Below are 16,378 nucleotides of genomic sequence, written 5' to 3' on the forward strand. Positions count from 1 at the left end.
CTAGGCCCCCTTAAACGAAGCTTTCAGCTCTTCGTAGAGCCCGAAGAATTGCGCTTTTTTCACAAGCTCAGATCGTTGCATAATGCCGTCGGTGACGAATTCGCCTTTTACGGTTTCTCTGTAGTGGGCGTCGTCATAACGAAAACGGTAAATCTCTTCCATCACTACGCTATCGCCTTCTAGGCCGACGATTTCCGAGATGCTTGTGATCTTACGAGACCCGTCGCGCAGCCTGTTAACCTGAACAATCATTTGAACGGCACTCACGATCGTTCTTCTGATCGCATCAAGAGGCTGATTCAGGTTCGCCATCATGACCATCGATTCAACACGAGCAATCGCATCACGTGGCGTGTTGGCGTGCAACGTAGACATCGAACCATCGTGTCCGGTGTTCATGGCTTGCAGCATTTCGAACGCTTCAGAGCCACGACACTCACCCAGAATAATGCGGTCTGGACGCATACGAAGTGCATTGATCACTAACTCACGCTGAGTCACCGCTCCAGTTTGTTCAACACTCGAGGTACGTGTTTCCAGTCGAACTAAGTTGGGTTGTTGAAGACGCAGTTCAGCCGCATCTTCAATCGTGACAATACGTTCATCTTCGGCAATGTATTGAGATAGCGCGTTAAGCAATGTCGTTTTACCTGAGCCTGTACCGCCAGAGATCAGCACATTGATGCGGCAGCGCGAAGCGATCATCAGCACTCTCGCCATGTCTGGAGACATAGAGCCGAAGCCAATCAAATCTTCAAAGCCGATGTTCTGCTCTCTGAACTTACGAATCGAGATCGAAGTACCATCCAACGAAATGGGAGGAATCACGATATTCACACGGCTGCCGTCTTCTAACCTGGCGTCGACCGTCGGCGAAAGTTCATCGACACGTCTTCCGACACGTGAGGCAATACGCTTAGCAATGGCTAACAACTGTTCTTCATTCACAAACGAGACTTCGGACTTTTTCACCTTACCGTGTCGTTCAAAAAAGATATTGTTGGGCCCGTTGACCATGATGTCGGAAATAGACTGATCTTCGACCAAGGGCTGTAAAGGCCCTAAACCAAACAGTTCATCGATTAGGCTTTTCACTAACCCTGACTTCATCATCGAAGTGATCGGTCTTTGGTAGCTATTTGCTAACAAATCAACCGCTGCTTGTATCTGCGATTCAAGATCTCGACGGCTCATTTTCTGAACCGCTTCTGCATCTAGGGCTTCAAATATCTGGCCACGAAACGCGAGGTATAAGTCTTTGTTAGAACTCATTTAGCACGCACCTTTTTCAACCAAGAGTTCATGCCCTTCTGGTCCATAGGTTGACCATTAATCAGCTTCACCAACTGTTCCATAGAACGACTAATATGACGATCATGCTTATGCCCGCGTTTTCCATCGATAATGATGTGCGCCAACGCTTTGCAGTAGTCGACTTCGAGATCAACTTCTGCGCCTAGATACTTAATAAGATCAGGCTTTTGTAAAACGTAGGCATTTTCCGGGCGATGGTAGTTCACCAAAGTAATCACACGAGTGCGCGACGATAACGAAAGCTGTAAGTTAGAGACTTTTTCAAACAGTCGCTTTGCACTTCTTACTGAAGACACTGACGCGTCTAACACCAACACAACCACATCAAAGTTTTCTACCAAGAGTTGAGGTTCAACTTTGAAATCCACACCACCAGAAAAGTCTTCGATAATGAAATTGGTGTTGCGCGCTAACAACTCGCACAAGGTTTGGTTGTAATTAAGAACATCGCTTTGGCTCATGTCACCATCAATCGCCAACAGTCGTAAATTTTTGCGAGCGTTGATGAGGTAACTCAACGCCCCTTCTTCATCCATTTCATGCAATGGCGCAGTGAACTCATCAATGGTTCTCGGCGTAAACTCTTTGAGGCCGAGCAAAATATCAATGTTGGTATCGGCATATTGATGATCGACGAGAATCGTGTCCGAGCCTTGCGTCGACAACAGTGAGCTCAACTCAGTTGTGATAAACGATGCGCCAACGCCACCTTTTGAACCGACAATCGCCACGCGCTTAGCTTTGCGTTTTTGACTCACACCAGAGAACGTCTTCAGGTTCTTGCTAACGTGGTTTAAGAAGTCAGCAAACTCCTGCTTATTTACCGGCCAGAACACGTAGTAAAAACCCATGTCTTTAAGAGAACGAAGCGTAGAAATAGCATCCTCTTTACCAATCACAACTACCCCTTTGTGTGTGGGTAGTTTGCTGGCAAAGGCTTTAGCATCTTCAACCACATTGGTCGATTCATTAAGTTCCAGTACAACGATATGGCTACTCTGTTGCTCTGTCAGCTTGGTTAAACCGGCTTTGGCTTTGACGCATGCGGGATCATTCCACCCTTCAAATCGAAAGACTTCTTGAACAAGGTCTAAACACTCTTGAGATTGATAGAACAAAGTACATCCGGCAACACCTGTCGTTCCGGTCTGAACTGGCTTGGCCTTTGTTGTTAATGCTTTAGTCAGGTCAAACATTATTGCTCTCCTACCAATCGAGACTTATAAGCCACTTGCTTCAAACGCATCGATTCAGCAAAGCAGTCTGGCTGCCTCAACCGAACGTGAATCTGTGCCGGCGCGCATTGTTGAGTCTTCAAACGCGTTAAGGTCACCAGAATCTTTAAGTCGCTCGGTAACAACTGAGCGTTTCGATACAAGACTCTTTGTGGTGCGATGACATGCGACGGATATTGATCGAAGATCGCTTGCAACATCTGTTTGCTACGGGTTGATTTGTAATCCACGACATAAGTGGCTTCTTTGTCCGTTGATTCAATATCTTGAATCAAAGCGGTAATCTGCTTGGTGGTTTCAGCACGGTTTTTCATCGCAAACTCAAAGCTGTGATGCTCTTTGTACACCAAGGCTTCAGCACCGTGTCCGACAAAATATTGCTCAGAGGCGCAGCCTAAAAGTGACGTGGTAAATAACGCCATTAATAGTAATTTCTTCATTGGATAAACCCTCCTTGCGACAACAGACGAATCGTTGCATCGGAAGATGTCACCGACTTGCCATCCCACTTAATGTTTAGCCAGCGCGCCAATGTAGAAGTCTTCTTGATGTAAGGCAGTTGAATGTCTTTCGGTTTCATCGGTTCAACAAGATTCACAGTAGCAACGATGATCAGTTCAGTTCGTTTTCTTTCTGTGGTTGCTTTTCGGAAGGCGGCACCGAGTACTGGTATGTCGCCAACAAAAGGGATTTTTTGCATTTTTTCTAAATCAGCACTGCTCATCAAGCCACCAAGGACGAAGCTGTCACCATCGGCTAACTCTACGGTTGTCATCGCACGTCGTGAAGCCAGTTGCGGGACTTTGATGCCAGCCGTTTCTATATAACCTTCAACTTCGCTGACTTCTGGCGCTAATTGCATGCGGATTCTGTCTTGGCTAAGCACTTTCGCGGTGAGATCGAGTTTGATGCCGAACTCTTTGAAGGAAATGTTCACATTGTTACTGGTAGTAACGATAACGGGCACTTCGCCGCCCACAAGGAAACTTGCTGACTCACCGGATAGCACGGTTAGGTTGGGCTCAGCCAGAACCTCAGCAATTTGATCATTACCTAATGCAGTGATTAACGTGCTGAGGTTTGCCGCATCGAACTGGTCGAAAACAAATTCGCCAACACTTGAACCGACGGAGCTCCAATCAACACCAACAGTTTGTCCAAATGATTCGGTGACTTGAGCCACTGATATTTTGACGTTCACTTGTTGGGTCGTTGCGACTTCAATACGTTCGATGATCCCTTCCCACGTCATGTTGCGGGCAAACACCATACTTTCGGGCTCTTCATAATTTGAGTTGTCGGACTTAAACTCCAGTTTCACCGTTTTGTCCCATTTCTCTGTTTTTTCCCGTCCAAGTAGAGTGGCAACCAAACGATAGATATCGTCACGAGTCGCTTCGGAGTCAACAAGACCACTCACGGCGACTTGCTCTCCCACAGACTGAATCTTGACTTTGGCATCAGGGAAATGAAATTTAAGTTGACGTCTGATATCAGTTAAATCCAAATCAACAATAATGCGGTCTGAAAGCAGAACATCACCATCAATGCCATAGACGATCAGTCGTGATTGCCCAATAGCATTGGCGAACACAACTATCGTGTTGTCGTTGATTATTTTGTAGTCGACGATGTCAGGGTTATTAATAAACACTTGGCCAATCGGACTTTTTAGCTGGACGTGCTGACCATCGTTGAGCGTGATGGAGCGATCGGCGGCAAAAGCGTTTGTTATAGAAAGTAAGCCAATCAGCGGCACTAGAATGGAAGCAAACAGTACTTGCTTGATTCGATGGTGAATCATCATCACAAAGCCTCTCTCGGGTTGTTCTCGTTACCACGTAACTCAGCAATCCCCGTATAGTTATCGATAATATTGCGCACCTCTGCATACTCAGGTTGCGTGTAGGTTTGGCTTCGGTAAATTTCGATGTGCATTGTTCGTTGTGCGAGTGCAAGTTTTGGTAACTCGTCGGGGCTAACTTCGATGACCACCGTAGTCAGTCCATCCTCTTTACTCGGAGCGCGAGCGGTAATTGAACTGTCGCCAGTTTCGTCATTGCCAATGTTGAGTACTTTGACGTTTTTAAGAAACATTGACGCCTTCATCCCTCTAAAGCGCTTCGGCTTATCGAGGTTTCCAGCTAAATTATCGTTTGGAGAACTCACAGTGAGGATATCGATGGACGTTCCTGGGCGGATGTAATCGTTGATTAGGTTTTTGTCACTGACTTTAAGTGGGTATAACGTCATACCTTCCGCGATCAAAAGGTCGATGTATCCGAGCTGGCCAGGCGTCACTTGATATTCAGGTAGCACAACCTCACCTGCGCTAAGACTGCGATTGAGCAAAATGGAGGGTGAAAAGCTGATTTGTGCGTCTTCTCTGACGCCAAGCATTAATGCTTCACTAAGAGGGAGTTGTTGTTTTACGACACCTTGCGCATCGATCGCACGTCCTTTTTCATAAGGTTCCGTGGTCATCCAAACGGCAACATGCTCTTCGTTCTTTTTTTCCACCACTTCAGCAATCGTGGTCGCTTTGGGTTCACTCTTCAATAAATCGACAACGCCTAGCGCGCCAACTATTAAGGCAGCAATGGCAACAAGTAATACCAGTCGAGATCTCATAATGTTCTCATTCTTGGAGGTTTATATATGTGGCGTGTTTTGAGTTAAAATTACCAAGTAGAATCCAACGCTAATTGCTATCCCATATGGAATACCTTGTTGGTCGTTCGACGCTTTTCTTACTAGCCTTTTACTTATCAGCTTGTTGTATACGAGATAAATAACGGCTAGAAATCCACCGGTAAAAGCCGTCATAACAAACGCCCAAAGTAAATCACTGAGAGGTATGGTAAGTGATAGAACCGCTGCATATTTAATATCGCCAGCTCCAATCCAAATCAGGGCGTAAACAATCAACCCTCCCCCTAACACCAGCAGAAAGCTCATAATTTGAATGTCTAACGGAGACAAAAAACATTGTAAAAAGAGCAATATCAACAAGGTGTGATTTTGTATCTTTCGATAGAGAAAATCGGTAGCTGACACATATATACTCAGCATTGCCAAAGCCACTAAATACAATTCATGACTAAAAATTAGAAATACCACCTAGTCTTGGTTAAAATAAACCTTATTTTACGCTGTAAATTAATTAAGCCAGACCAATGCAAACAGAGGTCTGGTACAAATATCTTCGCCATCATCTGCGTATGAAAATGACCAAGTCCGTTTAATTAGCTACCAGTAGAAGTAGTGATGTTAGCGGCGATTTTTGCGAATGCCTTCGTAAGCGCATCGATGAAACCACCGCTGCTATCTAATGTAGCAGCTAACAACACAGCCATAGCGACACCAATAAGACCATATTCAATCGCAGTTACACCGCGCTCATCGTTCTTGAATTGTGATAAAAACATGCTTGTTTTAACGTATAGCTTAGTAATCATTATTTGTTCCTATAAGGGCTGTTTAAAATTCGTCGCCATTATAATTATCACCACCAATCTATGGAAAATACCCTCTATCGATTAAATCTATAGGCCGCGTAAAAAATGATCAAAACAAACACATCAAAAATACCACTCAAAATACAAAACCCATAAATTACAAACACTTACATTAAAAATCAATTAAAAACAAAATGAATATTTAAATTTATAAACTTAAAAAAATAAGACATACGTCAATGTTTTACTTAATCTAGAATTTATATAAGCTTTGGAACTAGCCTAATAGATAATTCATCAATATTTATTACTCCTTATAAAACATGTTGAAATACAATTATCATCACGCTATTGTTCTTCGAATCAAAAAATCATAAAAAATATAATTTCTTTGTGTCAAAAGGTTAGTCGAATCATGAAACTACATTTCGAAAATATTGTTTCGTTCATAGCAGTAGTTGAAGAAGGTTCATTTAGCTCTGCTGCACGTAAGCTTGGCAAGTCTCAGTCAACGGTTAGTACAGCTGTACAAAATCTTGAGTCAGACTTAGGTTTCAATTTATTTAATAGGCAACATTCTAAAGTCTGGTTAACTGAGAAAGGAAAGCGCCTATTCCAATTATCTTTACCTGTCGTATCTAAATATCGTGAGTTAATCACTATTGCAGAACAAATGAACCTATCCGACCAGATAGTTTACCGCGTGGGTATCGATCCATTAGTTTTCAACAAAAACGTAAAAAAGGCATTGTTGGCGTTTTCAGAGGCTTTTCCTAATGTAGACCTACTTGTTGTGACTAAACCCAGTTTCGTTTTAGGTAACTATATAAATGAAGGAAAGATAGACTTAGCCTTAGGTAACCCCTATCACAAGACAAATAACGACTTTAATATAGAAGAGCTTTTTCACGTTAACTGCTGGTGGGTAGCCCACGAAGATTTGATATCCTTGAAGTCTCACGCTTCATCGCAACGTGTTCTATTAATGGATGGATTTGAAGATCTTCTCAATTTGTCAAACATCGCCTCATATAATCTATGGCGACTGGATGATTTGGAAACTATTATCGAACTATGCAGAGCTCAAAAAGGCATCGCTTTTTTACCGGGGTTTCTCATCGAGGGAAGAGTAGAAGACAGTAAACTTAAGGTGATTACAGACCACCCCGATTTTTTTGGCAAGCGAGTTATTGCATCCCTTTTCTGGCAAATACATTCTGACTTTAGCTTGTTTAATCAATGGATTAGAGACGAGCTAAAAACGAGTGCCAGTTATAAACAAACATTTATCGCTGACTTAGCTCAATAATACTCTATTAAAATCATGACAATCACACTCTATTGAACTCTCCAGCTTCGAGTGTGATATTTCAATACGATGACTCATCCTAATATAAGTCCAAAGCAAAATATACGAAATATAAATACCAAGACCGATGTTCATTATTTAACATATGCATTGGTATTGTTTTTCATTATTTAACATTCCATATTTTTGTGACTAAATATGAAAACTAACCTGTTAAACGTATTCGATATTTAAGCTATGACCTCGTCTGTCACTAAATATCGAAAATAACCGCCTAAACCATACAAACATAAAAATCCACCATAGTAATGACGTTGGATACCAGAATAGCTTCACAATCATTACGTTAGACTAATTCCAACTATCCGATTTTTTCACGATAATATCGATAATATCTGCGAGCTCTTTTCCTTTTTCTGTCAGACCGTAATATACCGTCACCGGAACGGTTTCTTCTTGCCTGCGCCAAATAAAACCTTCTTTGCTGAGTAACTTCAATCTCTCACTAAGTACTTTACTCGACACTAGAGCCAACTGCTTTTGAATTTGTCCAAAGCGTATCTCGTTACTCTGACCTAATAACCAAACGATGTGAGCAGTCCACTTCGTAGAGATCAGTGTCAAATATTTATCAGCGCTGCAGTAACCTTCAGGTTGCTTACCCTGTTCACTCATATTTACCTCTCAGCTTTTCAAAATCATCAATTGCATAGTTACTTAAAGGTAATTAGTTACTTTTAGGTAGCTAATTTCTTTTAGTAAGCACCCTATCTATTATGGCCTCAACCCAAAACACAAACAAGCAGGTGGTTCCATGAAGATATTTCTGTTCATAGTTTTAAACTTTATAACTTTCTATTCTTACGCATCAACAGATTACAAAAAACCGCAGTCACCAACAGAACTGCATCAACTTTTCGCGGAATACTTTTCAAAACAAAACATAGACGGACTAGGCACTCTGTTCCATGAAGACGCCATATTCGTCTTGGATGCTCAGGGTAACCTTGCTAGAGGACCAAAGGCTATCAAGCCTATATTGAAAGGTTACCTTCAAGGTGACGTTGAAATGCTCACCCATCATGTATCTATCCATATTAACGGTGATACGGCTCTTATAAGGTCTGATTGGGAGATAGTTGCAGGCCCCAAAGGAACCGCTCTGGAAGTGATGAGGTATGTCGATGGAGGTTGGTTATACGTAATTGACAACCCGAATGGATTTTAAGTGGTTATTGCACTTTGGATCAATTAAGAACCTTTAAAACATAAACTTACGGACACCAAAAGCCCACGGCAGGTGGGCTTTTTTACTTGTTCATAAAGAACGAATTTGGTCGCTACTGGACTCGACTATCAACCCTATCTTTTTGATTAAATTAAAGATTATAAAAATCGAGTTTTAAGATGTTACTTCCGGTGTTACTTTAGTCACTATCGACCTTCAACTTACACATTGGCTACAGATTTTTGAAAAGACTACAGCTTATCTTGATGATCTACTATGTACTCTAATCTATCCGCTTCAACAGCTAGAGTATAAGTACAATAGACAAACTCTTCCCAACTGAAGTTATCTAGTGGATGGATAATCCGTCCACTTATACCCCCCTCTTGGTCAAGCAAAAACTCAACAACATCGATTTTCTTGTTTCTCATCCACGTATATTGAACAATTTTCTTGTCTTTATTGACACCAAACTTAGCTATATTTTCAGCTAAGACAGCCTTACTAATTAAGAGGCATAAACCATCGAGCTCATAGACCTCGACAGTATGATAACGCCGTAATGCTTCATGCCCAATATCAAACCGTAAGGCGATATGGTCTGGCTTATAAGTTACATCAACAGTGACATCTAACAGATGATTATTCAGTTGTAATGAAGAATAGCGAACATCTTTAGAATAACTAAGAAGGCATTCAGATTGAGGAAAATGCTTTTCTCCCTTAAGGCGTTGGAGTCCAAGTCTGTCAAAGGAGAACTCAATTTCCTGAGCTTGTGTAATCGTATTATCACCAACAAGCATTTCACTATTCGCATACAACTGGTAACTACCAGATCCAGTTTCAACAGCAAGAGTCCGATGCGGTTTTTGCCAGCATTCCTTTTGCATGTATTCGAACAAGCAATCGTTAGAAAGTTGGTAGTGAGCTAATTCACGTTCGGTGTGAAATAACAGATCCCCAGTCCTTTTCGCTGCACTAATTTGCGCTGTTACTTTTTCACCAATAGATTGCTCAAATTGCTCAACAAGTGATTTTACGTGCGCAACCGTATCGCTTACTGTAGTACTATGCGTTTCAATAATGCCTTGCTTTATCTCTGATAAATCAGGGAATGAAAATTCTGCATAAGGCGACTTCAAAAAACTGACTATCTGAGATGGAATATCAGACTTATCACTCAGAGCTTCGTCTGTATTTACAGTATCGAGTGGTTTTGTTGTTGGCTGTTCAAGCTCATGAAGTGATTCGATAAAATCATTCAGGTTATGACATAACTGTCTAACTTGTAGCAGTTCAATGCTTTCTTTTATGTAGGGAAAAGCAACCTGTATCAGATCATCTTCTAATGTCACTTTACCTTCAGATTCTCCATGCGAGATGAATCGACGTTGCGTAAGAGATGCTACTCGATCTACACGTCCTGTTTTTTGTTCAATACTCACAGGAGAGCCGGATAAACCGTAGTGAACCACACTGTCACAGAAGGAATGTAAATCTTCGCCCTCTTGGAATACATTCGTTGATATCAGCGCCAATGGGTATCCCGGCATCCGAAATTTACGAGCCTGGGCAGAACGAATGCCATAGGTTTCACCTGTTGCGCCAATAACAGGTGATACAGGGTTTAATCTTTTACTTAGAAACGAACGTCTCTCATCTTGTTTTTTATCGAGAACTTCAGGGATATTCACTTTAATAATGTGATCCAGTTGATCTGCTAGTGCTGATAGTTCTTGGTATGTTGAGAAGCCCGCACTCTTTTGTTGTTGCTTAATACGCGAGACTAGATCTTTTAGTAAATCAGTGCGGTCTTTTGATTTAAGTTTACCCGGGGATTGCTTCAAACGGGATAGATAGAGATCAATGATGCCATGCCCAGTTCTGAGGCATAAACTAATAACCTGACTATGAACGTCTAGTTTCTCTAGTAGCGCAACGCAATCTCCATTATTCATGAGTGCAGAGTAGAGAGCATCTTGAAGTGGGAATATAACTTGTAATAAGTTTTGTTTCTGAAGTTCAGTGTAGAAAGTTTCTCTAGATAGATGTTTCTGGAGTACATCGAGCGACACATCCCCATTATTATTAATCGATGGGGAGTAATGTGTCACTAAGCCTTGTAGTAAAGGTTCCAAGAACAAATATTGAGTATCAGAGCACATTAACCATTCAATAAAGCCCAGCTGACAAGCCCTGAATTCATCTAGCTTGTTTTTCGGTTGTTTGGAATCCCTGTACTTCCTTGCATACGTTAACAAATCATCCTGATTTTTCGTAATAAGCTTCTCTAAGTTACCCAATTCCTTTTGATACGTTAGGATAAACGCTGCCCAATTATGCTCAAAAATCAGACCAATCGCCCGATTTTTAGATGATGTCGCTTTACGAATATCGTCTGGAGTACTCAAATTCGATACCGAGTTTGCCGTAATATCAACCGCTTCTTGAGTTAATTTTCCACGGAAAAACCAAGAGAAAAATGTATCATTCTTCGGGGGTTGGTTATCATCAGGCGTCCCCTCTTTGCCTTCAATATATTCCCCTTCAGAAATGCCCTCTTCCTTGTAACGGCTGTCGTGTCTATATGCTTCAAATAATGTCTTAAACATTGAATTCATTGGCTTGTATAAGCTCAACTCTTCAGAAATGTAACTTTCTAACCACTGACTATAGTGATCATCGAGCTTGTCTTTCAGTTCTTTCACACTCTTCACACGTCTTACGAAGACAATCTGTTTTTTGTTCTGTTTAAATAACTTGCCACTTAGCTGTTCGCAAACGGTATCCATTTTGGGATGAGGTAAAGTGGTACCAAGATTTGACTCCTTGTAGCTTTCAACAATACGGTCAAGGACATTTCTATCTTGAGCATCCTTCGTGTCTCTGTCGGTATCATCATTATCGAACTGAACAGGCGATGATTTTGCTGTTTGTGCATAGCTTTCAAAACTAGCCATCATACCGATTTGAAATGCAGGGCTGTCCCCTGCTCTATTTAGGCTCTCACCAACTTTCTTTTGAACCAGTGCTGTAACCAATTTTTGATTATCACTTTTTAGCTGAACTTGTGCCGAGCCCCCATCTCTATGCTCTTTTCGATACATGTTTCGAGTATGATCACGTCCATTCACTTCAATACGGTTCAGTCTTCTCACCATAAAGAGGCGAAGGTGTTTCACTATATTTTCTTTATCGTCGTTAAATATATTGTCTGGTAGGAGGTTTTCTTTTCCTACCAATCTCAACTGATTTCTCAGCTGGTTTATATTCCGATCATATGGTGTAGCTGACAGGAGAAGTGCATTTTTTACTCTTGCCGGTAACTTACCATTGAAACCTAAAACCTTAGACAACACCTGATTGCGATCGCTGCTTTCAAAGCCATGTTTAAAGTTATGCGCCTCGTCAATAATGATAAGATCAAAAGTAGGCAAGATATAATTCAGAGCTTCAGCATATCTATCTTTAACATCATGCTTAGACTCAATGATCTTAAGCCAGGTTTTAGCTGGTACAAGCTCTTGCAACTCATCGCAGCGCTTTTTCCATAGAGATAGGTCATCATTCAAACTGATACTAAAACTGTCTTTAGAAATAAAGTAATCAGCATAATATCCACTCGAAGCAGCGTAGATCATCTCCGGAACATTGTTGCAGCTAATATGGGGAACAGCCGATTTTCCATCTGGGGTACGAATACGATACTGAGAAACTTTCACATTATGTGCAATAAAGCTTCTGTACTCTTTTAACCATTTATCCTGAACATTCTTACTCGGACAGATATAAAGAACCCTTAGCGATGGGTTGAAATAGCGCATCAAGGCCACAACACCAAGTGCTATGTAAGTCTTCCCCATTCCTACTTCATCAGCAAGATAGCCAAGCCCCACACTAGGATCTGCAATCATATTATGCAGAGCGACTGCGCCTTCTAGCTGAACTTTTCCTAAAGCTATTAGAGATTCTTGCCCTCCTGAAAAATCGATCAATTCTCGGGCATTTTCCAAATCTAGCATTGTCATAGTTGGTCACTCATTTATTGAACCGATTAAGTGTCGTAGGGATGAGAAAACTGGGTTTCAAACCAATTAAAAAATCGCTGACGATCTTTTGCTGAATTATTGTCGAGTTTGATATCGTCACTATGTTTAAGTGCTCTGATGCGCCTTTCAATTTCATTGATCAACCCTTCAACATTTGAACGACAAACAAAGTCATCGTCATTCAGAATTTCCAATGCAGAAAGGGATAATAAATAAGCAATAATTCCATCGTAATTTTCTGACTCTTTGTCATACACACATTGAATAAGCGAAGGTAAGCTATCTATACCAGCCCCTGTTAGGTAATAGTCAACTTGTTCTGAAGCATCGTTTGCAAAGGCAACTTTTAGACGTTGATTTAAAATTTTAAATGCTTGGAAAATTTCGGCATATTCGCAGAAGAACTGGTTTTCAACCTGGTCGTCATCAATGCCCGTGATCTCTCCACTGGCTTTTGTTAATACCAATCTATTGATGAAGGCGTTATCTAGTACAAGCTGACGTTGCTCTGGCTTCATACCTGAATAGATAGCGAGTATTTGTTGAGGTGTTAATGTTGGAAGTTCAATAGGTTTATGTGTCCAGCTTGTTTGTTGAATCATAATCCTATGAGTTGTAAACGGTTTATTCGTTCTCTCATTCACACCACTGACTTCCATCAGAGAACTGTTTTTTAAAGCGTCTTCAAGATTTATACTCGGCTCACAATGCGTTTCATTGTAAGTAACTTGCCACGGCTTGGTGACAACGTCACCATTGGGGCCATGAAGTTGGATCTCATACTTCATGCACTTTGATGTTCGACCAATCAGTGTTTTTTCTTTCCAGTCATACGTTAAGTAGAACTCAGGTAAGGTTTCATCACTATCAGCATCCCCCTCAGCTCCTTCTTCGATTGTCGATGGCTCAAATTTAACGAATGCTTTCTGTTGAAGAGGTTCAAGCATCGATTTGATTTTTGGTAACCTAACAAAGAACCCCGACTCCACATTTTCAGAGGTTGCCATATGGCTGAAGTTCACAGAGCCTATAAATACCCATGATTGCATTCCGTTATAAAAATGAAAAATTTTGGCATGCAGCTTACGAAAAACATCTTGATTTAACCCTAATGAAGTCTGCAGATCTTCTGTCCATTGCCCCCACTCAATATCATCACTGTCATTGATGTGTTCAAAAAATTCTTTCTGGCAAAATGCCGTTTCCTCTTCATCTTGTGGTAAAAGAATGGTTATGCTTTTAACGCCAAGAGGATAAAATTTTTGATGTAACTTACTTTTAGGATCGTCAGGAAAAAATGGCGATATAATTTCTAATTTCCAATTCTTATATTGGTTAAGTACTTCACTTTGTTTCAAAAACTGAAAAAAATTACCTTTGGTTCTTTCCAGATCAAAATAGTGAACCGTTGGAGCACGATTAAAATAAGTACAGTCTTCTAAGAAACTTTTAATAGCCGTAATTGCATCAGAGTTGATATTACGATGTCGATTTGACTCTAGGAAGGCGATGTCTGACTTTAAGTGGTTCAAAAAACGTTGTTTTACATTACCACTCGATACTTCTTCCCAATGCTGTACCTCTATGTTTTCCCACCAACCTTTTTGGGTCAGATTATTTGAACCAGAAGAAAACAGAAGTGTTTGATTTCCATCATCATCCTCACCCAGTAGGTAAATATTTTTGGCATGAAATGCACGGTTACCTGCGGTGACACCATGGCACAGGTACTCCATTTGAGGTGACTGCTCTTTCTTGAACACTTTTGCATCATAGAATACATCAATGCTTAAACCTGATTCCCTAAGTATTTCTCTAATTTGAAATAGCTTAACGCGCTCGTCAGTCGAGTAAGGTGTATGTGTTGGTAATAGTTCGGGAATTACTTCTAATTCGAAAAAATTGGGCTCAAATGTATATGAAGTGAAAACAGCTGCGATTATATGTTTATCATTGATTACCGAGGCCAATGCATTGGTGATTGAAGATTTCTCCATACTATTTTCCCTCGGAAATCATAAGATTTTGATAAGTTAATGCCATGGTTAAAAATGAGCCAATAAAATAGTCATACGCCCATTTTTTTCTTAATTCTTCAGTGTTTAATAGTTTTGCTGATTCGCTTTTGATCAACACGTCGAGTTTCTTATTTTCATCAACTCGAATCCATGCTGCGCCACCTCGCTTCTGCATGACTACTTTATTAAGATCAATGATCATCGTGATAGCATTGGTAAAATCATAAGATTTGATTTGTTTAAGGATCATTGAAATTTGATCTTTTCGCGGGTAGTTAGACTGTGGTAATTCGTCTGGCAGATAAGAAAAATCAAACTCTTTATCTTCTAAAGTCTTAATGACTTTTTCTAACTCAACACCATGCTGGGTCTGGGAGTATTGGAAAATGTTATTGATAGCTGCTAGTACTTCATCTACCAGAGTAATCTCTTTGAGCGCAGACTTTAACTGAGGTGAAATGTTTTTGTTTAGCAGTTCATTAATATAACTATCTTTGTTACTCATAAGAATTCGATTTTTAACTAGCTCTTGAGTATGACGCCATAGCTCTTGCTGTAGGCAGTTTTGCTCCTGTTCTAACTTTGTGGAGCTAGTAATACCGACTAACAGTTGTTCAAGCATGTTTAATGTGATAGCTGGATTCGCCAGCATATCCATAAATTCAGCGGAATAGCTTTCTAAACGTTGAATTGAGATTTCTTTAGCACTAATCATTTCTTGAATTGCTGGCTTATCAACAAGAGCTTCTAACTGCAAAGCAATTTGTAACCCGCTTTCGGTTAATTCCCTGTCATTACCACGAATAAGACCAGTGTCTCTCATTGCGGAAGAATAAAGCCCCCACAGCCCATAACTGGCTTGATTACTCAGTATTTGTTCTTTACCTGTACCAATCGCAATTTTATTTTGCTCATTCATGCGCTGTGAAACACGGTTAATCCCCATAATTGCATTAGATTGCCCAATACGCCTTAAATAGGCTGCAACTTGTTCATAACGTAAAAAGTATTCTCGAATTTGCTTATTGCGAGCTGTTGGCTCTGATTCACTAGCCAATTCATTTGCCCAGTAAAAACCAAGTAATGCCGTTGTGAAGTTTTCAAGAGAAGAAGTAATTGTTGTTAGATTTCCGATGACATTACGGCCTAAAGTACTCCAAACCAACTCGAAGCCCAAAGGGTCTCTGGAGCCTTTGGGCTTCGAACGGTCATCAAGAAGAGACAATAATGGCATGCTCAGTGGCCTCAACTAGGTTTTTAAAGAACTTAATGCACTTTTCAGCTTCTGGCTTACTGATCAAGTGAGATGTTTGCTTATCTGCAACAGAACGATGAACTGCATCCCCACGCTTCTGTATCCACTCATTGAGTTTAGCTCTAGTTCTGTTGGGATCTTCATAACCAGGCCACGACCAAGAACCGGTCACATCAATACCAAGAAAACGTTCAAAAATATCTTTTGTTTTTTTGCTATTCGGCGTATGGAAGAACTTTAGTTCTTTTTCCAATGAATTACTGATGAAGTGACCTATCTGAGAGCCTTGAAGTACCTTTGTCTGCAATGCAACTTCCTCACTAACCTTGTCTTCCACATAAGTTTCCCATGCGGTTAAAGACATTATCAGCGCAGCACGCTTTAATTCTTCAGGGTCACGTCCCAAATCTGGAATACTCTTCATGTGTTCATATGCTTCTAAAATCCTTTCAGCGTCTTGAATAGACACATCGAAGATATTTCTTGCTTGGTACATAACAATCCTTAATTTT

At 40.7% G+C, this 16,378-nt stretch carries 14 protein-coding genes; 2 read left to right on the forward strand and 12 right to left on the reverse strand.

Features of this window, described 5'->3' with window-relative positions; translation table 11 throughout:
* The 7 genes from L3V33_RS12535 to L3V33_RS12565 all read right to left on the reverse strand — a co-directional run bounded on the left by L3V33_RS12535 (position 1) and on the right by L3V33_RS12565 (position 6,007).
* Positions 1-1,272, reverse strand: coding sequence for a CpaF family protein (locus L3V33_RS12535; RefSeq protein WP_237290509.1), 1,272 nt, complete (start codon positions 1,270-1,272; stop codon positions 1-3).
* The gene (locus tag L3V33_RS12540; RefSeq protein WP_237290510.1) at positions 1,269-2,510 is read right to left on the reverse strand and encodes a chromosome partitioning protein ParA; all 1,242 of its coding nucleotides are present in this window, start codon (positions 2,508-2,510) and stop codon (positions 1,269-1,271) included. Before L3V33_RS12540 ends, L3V33_RS12535 begins: the two co-directional genes overlap by 4 nt.
* Positions 2,510-2,989: a hypothetical protein gene (locus L3V33_RS12545; RefSeq protein WP_237290511.1), complete on the reverse strand. Its 480-nt coding sequence runs from the start codon at positions 2,987-2,989 to the stop codon at positions 2,510-2,512. The genes L3V33_RS12540 and L3V33_RS12545 overlap by 1 nt, the downstream gene beginning before the upstream one ends.
* Positions 2,986-4,356, reverse strand: a complete 1,371-nt coding sequence (locus L3V33_RS12550; RefSeq protein WP_237290512.1) for a pilus assembly protein N-terminal domain-containing protein — start codon at positions 4,354-4,356, stop codon at positions 2,986-2,988. Before L3V33_RS12550 ends, L3V33_RS12545 begins: the two co-directional genes overlap by 4 nt.
* Positions 4,356-5,180 carry a Flp pilus assembly protein CpaB gene (gene cpaB / locus L3V33_RS12555; protein ID WP_237290513.1) on the reverse strand — a complete coding sequence of 275 codons (825 nt, stop codon included), beginning with the start codon at positions 5,178-5,180 and terminating at the stop codon, positions 4,356-4,358. The genes L3V33_RS12550 and cpaB overlap by 1 nt, the downstream gene beginning before the upstream one ends.
* A 21-nt stretch (positions 5,181-5,201) precedes the next feature.
* Positions 5,202-5,642 carry a prepilin peptidase gene (locus tag L3V33_RS12560; RefSeq protein ID WP_237290688.1) on the reverse strand — a complete coding sequence of 147 codons (441 nt, stop codon included), beginning with the start codon at positions 5,640-5,642 and terminating at the stop codon, positions 5,202-5,204.
* Between the two features lie 152 nt (positions 5,643-5,794).
* A complete protein-coding gene (locus tag L3V33_RS12565) occupies positions 5,795-6,007 on the reverse strand; it encodes a Flp family type IVb pilin (RefSeq protein ID WP_017083532.1) in 213 nt (70 codons plus the stop codon).
* 415 nt (positions 6,008-6,422) lie between these two features.
* Here L3V33_RS12565 and L3V33_RS12570 point away from each other — a divergent pair, with 415 nt between their 5' ends.
* A complete protein-coding gene (locus L3V33_RS12570) occupies positions 6,423-7,316 on the forward strand; it encodes a LysR family transcriptional regulator (protein WP_017075064.1) in 894 nt (297 codons plus the stop codon).
* A gap of 351 nt (positions 7,317-7,667) precedes the next feature.
* Here L3V33_RS12570 and L3V33_RS12575 read toward each other — a convergent pair whose 3' ends face one another.
* Positions 7,668-7,991, reverse strand: a complete 324-nt coding sequence (locus tag L3V33_RS12575) for a helix-turn-helix domain-containing protein (RefSeq protein ID WP_237290514.1) — start codon at positions 7,989-7,991, stop codon at positions 7,668-7,670.
* Between the two features lie 139 nt (positions 7,992-8,130).
* Here L3V33_RS12575 and L3V33_RS12580 point away from each other — a divergent pair, with 139 nt between their 5' ends.
* Positions 8,131-8,544, forward strand: a complete 414-nt coding sequence (locus L3V33_RS12580; protein ID WP_237290515.1) for a nuclear transport factor 2 family protein — start codon at positions 8,131-8,133, stop codon at positions 8,542-8,544.
* Between the two features lie 251 nt (positions 8,545-8,795).
* On the opposite strand, the gene L3V33_RS12585 is transcribed toward L3V33_RS12580, so the two are convergent.
* The 4 genes from L3V33_RS12585 to L3V33_RS12600 are packed head-to-tail and all read right to left on the reverse strand — an operon-like array spanning position 8,796 to position 16,362.
* Complete coding sequence (locus tag L3V33_RS12585) at positions 8,796-12,572, reverse strand: DEAD/DEAH box helicase family protein (RefSeq protein WP_108091891.1); 3,777 nt, start codon at positions 12,570-12,572, stop codon at positions 8,796-8,798.
* Between the two features lie 26 nt (positions 12,573-12,598).
* On the reverse strand, positions 12,599-14,590 hold the full coding sequence (locus L3V33_RS12590) for a hypothetical protein (protein ID WP_237290516.1): 1,992 nt from the start codon (positions 14,588-14,590) through the stop codon (positions 12,599-12,601).
* Between the two features lies 1 nt (position 14,591).
* The gene (locus L3V33_RS12595) at positions 14,592-15,845 is read right to left on the reverse strand and encodes a hypothetical protein (protein ID WP_237290517.1); all 1,254 of its coding nucleotides are present in this window, start codon (positions 15,843-15,845) and stop codon (positions 14,592-14,594) included.
* On the reverse strand, positions 15,823-16,362 hold the full coding sequence (locus tag L3V33_RS12600) for a HEPN domain-containing protein (protein ID WP_048611329.1): 540 nt from the start codon (positions 16,360-16,362) through the stop codon (positions 15,823-15,825). Before L3V33_RS12600 ends, L3V33_RS12595 begins: the two co-directional genes overlap by 23 nt.
* Positions 16,363-16,378: the final 16 nt, after the last annotated feature.

Origin of the sequence: Vibrio sp. A2-1, assembly GCF_021728355.1 — a bacterium.
GTDB lineage: Bacteria > Pseudomonadota > Gammaproteobacteria > Enterobacterales > Vibrionaceae > Vibrio > Vibrio splendidus_K.